Origin of the sequence: Bordetella genomosp. 10, from assembly GCF_002261225.1 — a bacterium.
Lineage (GTDB): Bacteria > Pseudomonadota > Gammaproteobacteria > Burkholderiales > Burkholderiaceae_B > Bordetella_C.
The window spans coordinates 1,891,565-1,903,371 of record NZ_NEVM01000005.1; the positions used below are offsets into that span (position 1 = coordinate 1,891,565).

Annotated in this window: 8 protein-coding genes; 2 read left to right on the top strand and 6 right to left on the bottom strand. The window is 66.7% G+C overall.

Annotated features, from left to right (window positions below; genetic code table 11):
• Window positions 1-2: 2 nt before the first annotated feature.
• The 4 genes from CAL29_RS24545 to CAL29_RS24560 all read right to left on the bottom strand — a co-directional run bounded on the left by CAL29_RS24545 (window position 3) and on the right by CAL29_RS24560 (window position 5,216).
• Window positions 3-1,172 carry a thiolase domain-containing protein gene (locus tag CAL29_RS24545; RefSeq protein WP_094855546.1) on the bottom strand — a complete coding sequence of 390 codons (1,170 nt, stop codon included), beginning with the start codon at window positions 1,170-1,172 and terminating at the stop codon, window positions 3-5.
• 11 nt (window positions 1,173-1,183) lie between these two features.
• A complete protein-coding gene (locus CAL29_RS24550; RefSeq protein ID WP_094855547.1) occupies window positions 1,184-2,170 on the bottom strand; it encodes a Bug family tripartite tricarboxylate transporter substrate binding protein in 987 nt (328 codons plus the stop codon).
• Window positions 2,171-2,215: 45 nt separating this feature from the next.
• On the bottom strand, window positions 2,216-3,787 hold the full coding sequence (locus CAL29_RS24555; RefSeq protein ID WP_094855548.1) for an AMP-binding protein: 1,572 nt from the start codon (window positions 3,785-3,787) through the stop codon (window positions 2,216-2,218).
• Between the two features lie 199 nt (window positions 3,788-3,986).
• Window positions 3,987-5,216 carry an MFS transporter gene (locus CAL29_RS24560; protein WP_094855549.1) on the bottom strand — a complete coding sequence of 410 codons (1,230 nt, stop codon included), beginning with the start codon at window positions 5,214-5,216 and terminating at the stop codon, window positions 3,987-3,989.
• Window positions 5,217-5,437: 221 nt separating this feature from the next.
• Between CAL29_RS24560 and gcvA the strand changes: the two genes are divergently transcribed.
• Window positions 5,438-6,382: a transcriptional regulator GcvA gene (gene gcvA / locus CAL29_RS24565; RefSeq protein WP_094855550.1), complete on the top strand. Its 945-nt coding sequence runs from the start codon at window positions 5,438-5,440 to the stop codon at window positions 6,380-6,382.
• Window positions 6,383-6,408: 26 nt separating this feature from the next.
• On the opposite strand, the gene CAL29_RS24570 is transcribed toward gcvA, so the two are convergent.
• Both CAL29_RS24570 and CAL29_RS24575 read right to left on the bottom strand, forming a co-directional pair.
• The gene (locus tag CAL29_RS24570) at window positions 6,409-7,314 is read right to left on the bottom strand and encodes a LysR family transcriptional regulator (RefSeq protein ID WP_094855551.1); all 906 of its coding nucleotides are present in this window, start codon (window positions 7,312-7,314) and stop codon (window positions 6,409-6,411) included.
• Window positions 7,315-7,555: 241 nt separating this feature from the next.
• Window positions 7,556-8,299: an SDR family oxidoreductase gene (locus CAL29_RS24575; RefSeq protein ID WP_094855552.1), complete on the bottom strand. Its 744-nt coding sequence runs from the start codon at window positions 8,297-8,299 to the stop codon at window positions 7,556-7,558.
• 453 nt (window positions 8,300-8,752) lie between these two features.
• Between CAL29_RS24575 and CAL29_RS24580 the strand changes: the two genes are divergently transcribed.
• Window positions 8,753-11,719, top strand: coding sequence for an autotransporter family protein (locus CAL29_RS24580; RefSeq protein ID WP_094855553.1), 2,967 nt, complete (start codon window positions 8,753-8,755; stop codon window positions 11,717-11,719).
• Window positions 11,720-11,807: the final 88 nt, after the last annotated feature.

Here is an 11,807-nt window from a genome sequence, read left to right on the forward strand (position 1 = left end):
CGCTACTCGCGTTCGAGAATGATGGTGGAATGGGCATGGCTCACCCCCTGCACCAGCCCCGGCCCCGTGGCCAGCGCAAGGTCGCAGCCGGAGACCTGCACGGCGGGATGCGCCTCGCCGCGCAACTGCCGCACGGCTTCGACGAGCTTGGTCATGCCGCCGCGGTTGGCGGGATGGTTGTTGCACAGCCCGCCGCCGTCCGTGTTGAAGGGCAGCCTGCCCTGCCCCGAGATCAGGTTGCCCTCGGCGACGAAGGGCCCGGCTTCGCCCTTGCCGCAAAAGCCCAGGTCCTCCAGTTGCATCAGGACCATGATGGTGAAGTTGTCGTAGATGGAGGCGTACTTGATGTCGCCGACGCCGACGCCCGCCTCCTCGAACGCCATTTTCCCCGTCACCGCCGCGCCGCTGCCGGTGGCGTCCAGATAGCCGCCGCGGCTGGTGTTGATGGTCTCGCCCGTGCCGATGATCCTTACCCGGGGACGGCCCAGCGTCCGCGCGATCTCCGGACGGGTCACCACCAGCGCCCCGCCGCCATCGGTGATCACGCAGCAATCCAGGCGATGCAGCGGACTGGCGATCATCGGGGAGGCAAGCACGTCGTCGACGGTGACCGGCTTGCGCAACAAGGCATGCTCGTTGTGCTGCGCGTGCAGCGAGGCCGCCACCTTCACGGCCGCCATCTGGGCCGATGTCGTGCCGTATTCGTGCATGTGGCGATGCGCCAGCATCCCGTACACGCCGGTGATGGTGGGCCGGTAAGGCAGGTCCCAGGGCGTCTCCGGACGTTCCGGACCCAGCGCGCGCGGGGCCGTGCCCGTGGCCACGCCCATGCTCCTGGGCTTGCCGGCCAGCGTGATCAGCGCCACCGAGCACTTGCCCTGCGCGATGGCCATGGCGGCGTGCCGCAGCAGCACCATGTACGAACATCCGCCCAGCTCCGAACCGTCCATCCACTTCAGGTCCAGGTTCAGGTACTCGGCCATGGACAGCGGGCCGCCGCCGGGCACGTCGCCCGCGCAGAAGTAGCCGTCCACGTCCCGCAATCCCAGCCCGGCGTCCCGCAGCGCGCCCAGCGCGCACTCGGCGTGAAGCTGCGCCACGGACTTGTCGGGCGCGAACCGCGTGGGATGCTCGTAGGCGCCGGCGATATAGGCCTTGCCTTTCAGGCTCATGACGCCTCTCCTCACTCGACCGGCTTGATGTGCGCCTCGCGGACCACGCGGCTCCACTTCTCGTATTCCGCGTGGACGAAGGCCCCGGTCTGTTGCGGATCCGCCTGCACCGGCACCAGCGAGGCGGCGTCCAGTGTCTTGCGCAGCGCGGGCTCGCTTTGGGACGCCACCAGCGCGGCGTTCAGGCGCTTGACGATGTCGGGCGGCGTGCCCTTGGGCACGAAGGCGGCCAGCCAGCCCACGACCTCGAACCCGGGCACGCCGGACTCGGCGACGGTCGGCACGTCCGGCAATTCGGCCACGCGCTTGTCCGTGGTGACGGCGATGGGGACCACGGTGCCGGCCTTGATCTGGGAGACGGCGGCGCCGATGTTGGTGAACATGAAGTCCACCTGGTTGCCGATCAGCGCCGCCATGGCGCTGGACGGGCCGCTATAGGGCACGTGCGTGTATTGCAGCCCCGGCACCTCCTGCTTGAGCAGCTCCGCCGCCATGTGGGCCGAACTGCCCACGCTGCCCGAGGCGTAATTGACATGGCCCTTCCTGGCCTTGATCTGCGCGATGAATTCCTTGAAGTTCCTGGCCGGAAAGGCGGGGTTCACCACCAGCACGTTGCCGTTGGTGCCGAAGATGCCCACCGGCTCGAAATCCCGTATCGGGTCGTAGGGCACCGAAGGCAGGATCAGCGGCGAGATCGCGTGCGTCACGTTGGTTCCGAGCAGGATGGTGTAACCGTCCGGCGCCGCCTTGGCCACGTGATTGGCGCCGATGGTGGCTCCCGCGCCCGGCCGGTTCTCCACCACGATGGTGGCGCCCAGTTTCTCGCCCATGAATTTGGCGAAGGTGCGCCCCGTCAGGTCCGTCACGCCGCCCGGGCCGAACGGGACCACCAGCTTGATGGGCCGCGACGGATAGGCTTCCTCCGCGTGCGCGCCCAGCGCGCCGGCGGCGCCGAGCACGGCCAGGCATGCGCCGACCACTTGGCTCTTGATATTCATTGTCTCCTCCTTGCCGCGATCGTGCGCGGATGCGGGCATCGGTTATCAGTTGATGCTTCTGTCGTTTCCCGTCCAGTAACGGGCCTTCAACGCCTTCTTATCTATCTTTCCGAGCGCGGTGAGCGGCAGTTCGGGCTCGAACACGACCCGTTTCGGCGCATTGACCACGCCCTTGCGCTCCACGACGTGGCGGATGAGTTCTTCTTCCGTGCAGCGCGCCCCTGCCTTGAGCACCACCACCGCGGTCACGCGCTCGCCCCACTTCTCGTCGGGCGTGCCGATGACCGAGGAGACGGCCACTTGCGGATGCAGGGCCAGGCAGTTCTCCACCTCGCTGGGATACACGTTGAAGCCGCCGGAGATGATCATGTCCTTGGCGCGGTCGACGATGTACAGATAGCCCTGGGCGTCCATGCGGGCCATGTCGCCCGTGTGCAGCCAACCGCCGGCGAAGACCTTCTCGTCCTCCTCCGGACGGTTCAGGTAGCCTTCCATCAGCAGCGGACCGCGCGCGCAGATCTCGCCCACCTCGCCCACCGGCACTTCGCGCAGGTCCTTGTCCAGCAGGGCCACCTGGTTGCCGGGGATGACGCGGCCGCAGGAAGCCAGCAGTTCCGGCCGGGACAGGTCGTGGTCCGCCCGGCTCAGGTAGGTGAGCGTCATGGGCGCCTCGGCCTGGCCGTACAGTTGCCCGAAGACCGGGCCGATGCGCTCGATCGCCTGGGCCAGCCGCGACGGCGCGATGGGCGACGCGCCATAGAGCACCAGGCCCAGCGACGCACAGCCTTGGCGGTTGAAATCCGGCTCGTCCAGCAGTCCGTAGATCTGCGTGGGCACCAGGAAGGCAAGCGTGATGCGCTGTTCGCGCACGATCTCCAGGAAAGCCCGCGCCTCGTATTTCTCCATCAGGAACACCGTTCCGCCCTTCATGAAGACCGGAAGGACGATGGCGCCCGCCGCGTGCGAGATGGGCGTCGCCGCGAGATAGCGGATCTCGCGGGGCCAGTCGTAGGCGGCCAGCATGGAGATCGCGCTGGTGACCGTCGTGCGATGCGCGTGCAGGATGCCCTTGGACCGGCCGGTGGTGCCGCCGGTGTACGACAGCTTCGTGATTTCGCCGGGATCGTCGGGCAGCGGCATCGGCGCGTCGTCGTGGCGGCGGGCGCGCGCATGCAGGCCCGGTTCCCCGTCCACCTCGTCCAGTTGCACGACCCTGGGCACGGCGCCGCGTTCGTGGATGGCCCGGGCGCGCGCCGCGAACCTGCCGGTGTCCACCACCAGCGCATCGGCGCCCGCGTCCGCCAGGATGAAGCAGTGGTCTTCTTCCGAGGCCATGGGGTGCAGCGACATGCACCGCAATCCCGCCAGTTGCGCCGCGATGAGGGCGACCAGCGCCTCCACCCGGTTGCCGACCAGGAAAGCCAGCGTGTCCTGGCGCTTCAAGCCCATGTCGAGGAATTCGCGGGCGCAACGCCAGGCCCGTTTTTCCAGTTCGCCGTAGGTGATGGCTTCCTCCGGCGCCTGGATCGCGACCGCGCCGGGCGCCCTCCTGAAAGCGGAAATGTAGAGCTGGGCAACCGTGGGGCCGTCGTGCCGCCTGCGGGCGGGATGCGTCATGGTGTCTCCGGGTGGGTCTTGTAGCCTGCCTCTGGAAACCAGTGTATTGTCGGTACGGTACCAAGTCAAACGTTTTGGTACCGTAATTTTGGCGGCGGTTTTGGCCGTGATTTCGGCCGCGATTCCGGTGACGATTTCAGTGGTGATGTAGCGGCGTCGCCCTTACCCGACAGGAGCGCCGCTTTCTTCGCTTTCTGCCTTACCCGGGAAGCGGCGCCGTTTTCCTGCGCAGCGCGAACGCCAGCGACACCATCGCCAGCACGAGAGGAATGAAGGAGACCCAGAGCACCGTGTCCCAACCGAAGGCGGACAGCAATCCGCCGGAGGAGAACGAGCCGATCGCCATCAGGCCGAAGACGATGAAGTCATTGAGCGATTGCACCCGCGTCTTCTCTTCCGGCCGGTGGCATTCGAGCACGAGCGCGGATGCGCCGAGAAAGCCGAAATTCCAACCCAGGCCGAGCAGGATCAGCGTCGCCCAGAAATGCGCGACGTCGATGCCGGCCAGTCCCACGGCGGCCGACAGCCCGGTCAGCAGCAGCCCGGTGATCGCGATGCGTCCCGCGCCGAAGCGCGCGATCAGGCTGCCGGTGAAGAAACTGGGCGCGTACATGGCGATGACATGCCATTGCAGGCCGAGGTTGGCCGCTACCTGCGAATGGCCGCAGATATGCATGGCCAGCGGCGCGGCGGTCATCAGGAAGTTCATCAGCATGTAGGCGACGGCGCCGCTGACGGCCGCGGCGACGAAGCGGGGTTGCAGCGCGATCGCCGAAAGCGGCCGCCCGCCGGCCACTTCGGACGCCGTTGGCCGGGGCAATTGCACGCCCAGCAGGATGCCGGCCGCCAGCACGGCGACGATGGCCTGCACCAGGAAGGTGGCGGCAAACATGTGCGGCGTCCACATATTCATCGTCAAGGTGACGATCTGCGGTCCGATGATCCCCGCGACGACGCCGCCGGCCATGACCAGCGATAGCGCCCGCGCGCGCCGCGCCGGCGCCACGCCGTCGGCCGCGGCGAAACGGAAGGTCAGCACGACGGCGGCATAGCCGCCGCCGAAGAAGGTCGCCAGGCAGAACAGCCAGAACGATCCCAGGATGACCGCGAGCATGGCCAGCAGCCCCGTCAGGACGCCGGCGCCCGTGCCCACGAAGAAGGCGGTGCGCCGGCCATGGCGCCGGGCGATCGCGCCCACGGGCAGCGTGCATGCCGCCATGCCCACCACGAAGATGGAAATGGGCAAGGTGGCCAGCATGGCCGTGGGCGCGAGCTTGCTGCCGATGATGGCGCCGGTGGCGTACACCACCGTGGAATTCGCGCCGGCCAGCGCCTGGGCAATGGCAAGGCGCCAAATATTTCCGCTTTGGATTCTTGCAGGCAGTTCGCCCGCGGCGCCGGTCATGGAGATCGTATTGTTGTCTGTCATAGTTATCGATGCCTGAGAGGCCTTCTTGCCGGGCCGGAAGCCACGTTCGGTCCCGTAGCGGCTCACGGACACACGCTCCGCGCCGCGAGGAAGCCGGCGTCGACGGATGCCATGCGTTGGCAGGCATCATAGGCCTTTTCGCCAGGGTGAATTTTTCTTCCATTCGAACGCTCCGGCAAATGAGATAAAGTTCTCCGCAATGAAAGAAAAACTTTACCGGCATGAAGTCGCCCATCCATCTGAACGCCTTGCGGGCGTTCGAAGCCAGCGCCCGCCACCAGAGTTTTTCCGGCGCGGCGGCCGAACTGAACGTGACGCCCGCGGCGGTCGGCCAGCTCGTGCGCCTGCTGGAAGAGTCGCTGGGAACACCGCTGTTCGTGCGGAGCAACAGCGGCAAAGCGCGGCTGGTCCCGACCGAGACGGCCGAGCGCGCGCTGGCGGACATCCGGGCCGGCTTCGACCGCTTGACGCTGGGAATGGAACGGCTGCGGGAGGGATCGGCCAGCGGCGTGCTCACCGTGACGGTCAGTCCGGCCTTCGCCGCCAAGTGGCTGCTGCCCCGCATCGACCGCTTCCAGGCGGCTTGCCCGGACACCGACGTGCGCCTGGACACCAACCACAAGCCGGTGGACTTCGTGGCGCATCGAATCGATATCGGCGTGCGCTACGGCATGGGGCGCTGGCCGGGCCTGAAGGCCGACAAGCTCATGGACGAGGAAGTTTTCCCGGTGTGCTCGCCTGAGCTGTTGCGCCAGCGCGGACGCCCGCGCAAGCCGGGCGATCTGGCTCGCGCAACCCTGATCCATGACCTGTCGATGGCCGGCCATGCGGGCTTCCCGACGTGGGAAACGTGGATGGAGAAAGCCGGCGTCGCGCATACGGCGGCGCTGCGGCGCGGCATGCGGATCAACAATTCGGCGGCCGTGCTGCAGGCTGCGGCCGAGGGACACGGCATCGCGCTGGCGCGCAGCGTCATGGCCCGCGACGACCTGGCCAGCGGACGCCTGGTGCGGCTCTTTCCCGACATCGGTCTTGCCTTGGATGTGGCGTACTACGTCGTCTACCGCCCCGAATGCGCCGGCCTGCCGAGACTGGCGGCGTTCCGGGAATGGCTGTTCGCGGAGGCGGCGCGTTCCGACAGTCAAGCAGGGCACCGCTCGCCGTAAGCGGCGCCGCCGTCCCGCCAGGACAGCTACGCCAGCGGTTGCAGGTCTTTTATGTAATCGACGAACCGCCTGAGCGGTACGGGCATTTGCCGGCGGCTGTGGTAATAAAGATAGGGACCGTCGAACGCTTGCCACCACTCCTCCAGCAGCGGGACGATCTGTCCAGATGCCAGATGCGGGCTAAGGAAATCCTCGAACGTGTAGATGATCCCCGCCCCCGATATTGCGCCGGCAAGTTGGAGATCGATGGAGCTGGAGATCAGGGGCCCGTCGGGGACGATGCGGAACCGCTTTCCTTCGCGTTCAAATTCCCAGGGCCATACGATGCCGCTCGGAAACCGATTGCCGATAAGGCGATGGTCGGTCAGCAGGCTCCTGGGATGATTCGGAACCCCATGCTTTTCGATATAGGCAGGCGATGCGGCAGCCACGAAACGCTGGCGCCGCGGACCGATGGGGACGGCGATCATGTCCTTGGCGATGCGTTCTTCATATCGGACGCCCGCATCGAACCCTCTCGCGATCACGTCGCTGAATTCGTTCTCCATGACGATATCCATGCGGATTCCCGGATACTTCTCCAGGAATCCGCTGACGATATCGGGGAGAATGTGCCGGGCGACCGGAACGGGGACATTCAGACGCAGCGTCCCCTTGGGCTCGTGGGCGCCATCCTGGAGATCGTTGAATGCGGCTTCGATTTCGAGGAATGCCGGCTTCAGCCTCTCGATCAGCCTGCCTCCCGCCTCGGTCGGGGTCACGCTGCGAGTGGTTCGGTTAAGCAGGCGTATCCCGACTTCCGATTCCAGCCGGCGTATGGAATCGCTCAACGAAGAAGCGCTTGAATGACGTTTCTCGGCTGCGCCCCGGAAGCCGCCGGCCTCCACGACCGCCATGAAATCGCCGACGTCTTTCAGGTTGGGTAAAGCCATGATGGTTGCGCTCGCGCATTGCGCCTTGCCTTGTCCGCAAGTGCGCGCAGAGCTGGCAGGAGCAGTTCTTCAATAGGCCGTTGTCCATCGAACTGGCAGATAAAGCGGCCGGACTGTACGGCCGATCGTACATTGAAAAGTGCGTTCCAGCGGAGCGGAATGCGAATCGGAGTACGCGCTCCATTCGGCGTGGCGTGAGCCGGGAATATCCCCGAGGCCCGAGAGAGCCGGAAACCGCCTTCTACGCGAAGCCGCCGTTGGCGCGAATGACCTGCCCGTTGATCCAGCCCCCCTGCGGGCCGGCAAGAAAAGACACCGCGTCGGCAATGTCCGTGGGTTGGCCGAGTCGTTCCAGTGGAGGCTGCTTGGAAAGGCGTTCGATATCCTCCGCCGTTTTGCCGGCCAGGAACAGCTCCGTGGCGACCGGGCCCGGCGCAACGGCATTGACCGTGATATTGCGACCGCGCAGCTCGTTGGCCAGCACGTGCGTCAGGCCCTCCACGCCGGCCTTGGAGGCGATGTAGGCGCCGTACCCGGGAAAGGACTTCGCGATCACGCTGGTCGAGACCGTGATGATGCGCCCGCCCGTGCCGACCCGCCGGGCGGCATGCGCGAGGACGATGAAGGTGCCGCGCAAATTGGTGTTGATGGCGTTATCGAAGACAGCCAGGTCGAGGTCGGCGATCTTGGAAAGCGACATGACGCCGGCGCTGTTGACGACCACGTCCACATGACCGAACCGTTCCTGCGTCTTGTCGAACAGCGCCTGCACTGAAGCAGGATCGCTCACATCGCCTTGAATGGCGACTGCCGTGCCGCCGGCCGCTTCGATCAAACGCACGGCTTCATCGGCTTTGGCGGCGTTGCCCGCGAAGCTCACAACGACCGCGCAGCCATCCTTTGCCAGGCGCAAGGCAATTTCCCGACCGATTCCGCGCGAAGCGCCCGTGACGATCGCGACTTTCTTGTTGGCTGGGATGTTCATGAAGGTCCTCCGCAAAGTTAAAGGGTTTCTTCGACCGTGGCGTGGGTCGACATCCCTCATGGTGGTCCTTCTCCCTTCGTTCGATAAGACGGCATAAACCGAACGGGTTGTCCGCCCCACCGTACAGGGCGCGCGGATGTCGAAGTACATATCAATTTATTTCATACCCACGGCCCCCCAAATCGCAGGAAAAAAGCCCCGGTGCGACGGTGCCGGATGGTATCCGTGCGGGCTTTATACAGCTTTTGGATGGTATCCATGTCTGATTTTCAGCGAATGGGTTGTCATCCTCTGCTCTGTACTTGGTATGAGCAGAAAAGACGTATACATTGCGCCTTTTTTGCGACAAATCACTCCATTTGTGCAAATCATTTCGTTACCTATCAATACTTTTACAGCAATCCAGCAATTTTTTAGACCTCAGTCTTTTGACTGATACATGAAGGAAGTCCATTGAGATACGGCAAGAAGAAGTGGCTGAAGGCGACGATCGCGCTGAGCGCGTCCTACTGCGGCGTTGCCGCGGCCGCGGACCTGACGGTTTCGGCAGGCAGCACCCAGGTGTTCGACGGCTCGGCCAACTTTCCCGGGGGAACCGACGTCAACGGCGGCACGCTGGTGATCGGCGGGAACGGGGGCGGCGCGGGCGTCACGCTCGGCGGCAACGTCAACGCGAACTCGAACGCCACCATCGCGGGCTTCGGCTCGATCAACGGCGATCTCAACGTGACGGGCAACTCGCACGTCGCGCCCGGGTACGCCGTGGATACGCCGACCGGCGTGTCCAACGGCAACCTCATCGTCACCGGCAACCTGTCGATGAGCAATGCCGTGTTCGACTTCGAGACCGGCTATGCGGGGCTGCCCATCACGCAACCCGGCACCGGCGACAACATCACCGTGGCCGGCAACGTCGCGCTCAACAACACCACGCTGAACGTCTCGGTGAACACGCAGGGCGCCAATGCCGGCTACTACCGCATCCTGTCGTACGGCGGCACCTTGAGCGGCAACGGCCTGACGCTGGGCTCGGTCACGGGCGCCTCCACGCCGACGGCGACCATCCAGTCGCTGACCGGCGACAAGCAGATCAACCTGATCCTGGGCCCGAGCACGACCAACCTGTGGAACGGCAACGGCCTGGCGTCCGCCACCCGCGCCGGCGGCGGCAGCGGCACCTGGAGCGCCGCCAGCACGAACTGGAACAGCCCGGCCAATGCCACGGGCGCCCTGCCCGATGGCGGATACGCCATTTTCACCGGCGCGGCGGGCACGGTGACCGTCGATGGCGGCGCCGGCGCGGTGCGCGTGTCCGGCATTCAATTCGCCACCGACCGCTATCGCCTGCAAGGCGCGCCCATCACCCTGCAGGCCAGCGGCGGCAACCCGCCGGCCATCGTCGTCGGCGACGGCACCTATGCCTCCGGCCAGTTCGTCGACACCATCGACAACCCCCTTCAAGGCACGGACGGCTTCGTCAAGACCGGCCCGGGATCGGTGATCCTGACCGCCGACAGCAGCGGCCTGGGCGGCCCCATCCTGATCGCCGACGGCGCGCTGGAGATCGACGGCAAGCTGAACGGCCCCGTCGATATCGGCCGCGAAGTCGTGCTGGCGGGCGTCGGCCAGTTGGGCAGCACCACCCTCTATCCCACCGCGGTGATCTCTCCCGGCAACGACGGCTCGCCCATCGGCACGCTCACCATCAACGGCAACCTCAACTTCGGCCAGGACACCGTCTATCGCGTGCATGCCGATCCGGCCAGCAGCGCCAGCGACCACATCCACGTCACCGGCGTGGCCTACCTGGACGGCACCGTGGCGCACGTGGGGCCCGACGGCAACTACGCGCCGGCCACGACCTACAACATCCTGACGGCGGACGGCGGCATCCAAGGCCGCTTCACCGGCGCCTCGAGCGCATATGCCTTCCTCACCCCCACGCTGAGCTACGACACGAACAATGCGTTCATGACGCTCACGCGCAACGACGTGCCCATCGGCAGCGTCGGCAACACGGGCAACCAGGGCAGCGTGGGCGGCGCGCTGGATAACGAAGCGCCGCCCGCCAGCGGAGGCGGCACGCCGTCGGCCGGGAATGGATCGTCATTGGGGGCGGGTGGATCGTCTTCGAGCGGGAACGGATCGTCGGCCGGGAGCGGATCGTCTTCGAGCGGGAACGGCAACGCGTCAGCCGGCAACGCGTCGGCCGGAAACTCTGGCGGCGCTTCAGCCAATAACTCCGCCAGCGGTTCGGGCACCGATCCGGCCGGCAACTCGGCCAACGCCTCGACCGGCGGCGGCGGCCTGACGGGCTCGGTCGCGGGCGCGGCCAAGGAGACGGGCGCCAGCCAGGTGGCGACGGCGGTCCTCTCCATGACGCCGGACGAAGCGCGCGCGGCCCTGAACATGCTTTCCGGCGAAGCTTACGCGAGCAACGCCAGCGTCCTGCAAAGCCTGGGAGACACCGTGCGCACGCTGCCGATGAATCACCTGCGCGGCAACCTCGACGCGCCGGCGCTCGCCGGCCGGCCCACGGCCCAATGGGGCCCGCCGTCGCCCGACGCCCTGCCGCGCAGCGGCGCGCACCCGGTCTGGGCGCAGGTCTTCGGCAACTGGCGCACCTTCGCCGGCGACGGCAACGCCTCGCGCGTGCGCCAATCGGACGGCGGCATCTTCGTCGGCGGCGACGGCGCGGTGGGCGGCGGCTGGCGCCTGGGCGGCGCGCTCGGCTACATCGGCAGCCACAGCTCGATCGCCAACACCTCCTCGCGCACCGACGTCGACAGCTACACGGCGACCCTGTTCGGCGGCCGGAATTTCTACGCCGGTCCCGGCCATTTCCGCTTCACGGCCGGCGCGGCGTACACCTGGCACGACGTCGACACCAAGCGCAGCGTGGCGGCCGGCAGCCTGAACCAGCAGCTCGAATCGTCCTATCACGCCTCTTCGACGCAGGTGTTCAGCGAACTCGGCTACAACCTGCCGCTGGGCGATGCCTATACCATCGAGCCCTACGCCGGCGTGGCCTGGAACCAGCTACGCACCCGCGCCTTCGACGAGTCCGGCGGCACGGCCGTCCTGCACGGGGAAGGACGCACCGACGACGTGACGAGCACCACGCTGGGACTGCGCGGCGCATGGCAGTTCGATTCGGACGGCGCGCCGGGCCGCCTGACCGCCTCGCTGGGCTGGCGCCACGCCATGGGCGACGTGCGGCCGAGGCAGCAACTGGCTTTCGACGGCGGCACGACGTTCTCGGTGACGGGCGTTCCCATCGCCCGCGACGCCGCCGTGTTCGGACTCGGCGCCGAAATGGCCGTTACGCGCAACACGACGGTGGGCGTGGCCTACGACGCGCAATTCGGCGGCGGCAACCGGCAGCACTCGGGCCTGCTCACGCTGGCCATGCGTTTCTAGTCCTAACACGACGCCGGCGGGCGCGGGCGTTGCGGCGCCCCGCCATCCCATGCCGAACGCGCGGCTGCCGCCACCTGGCGGCAGCCGT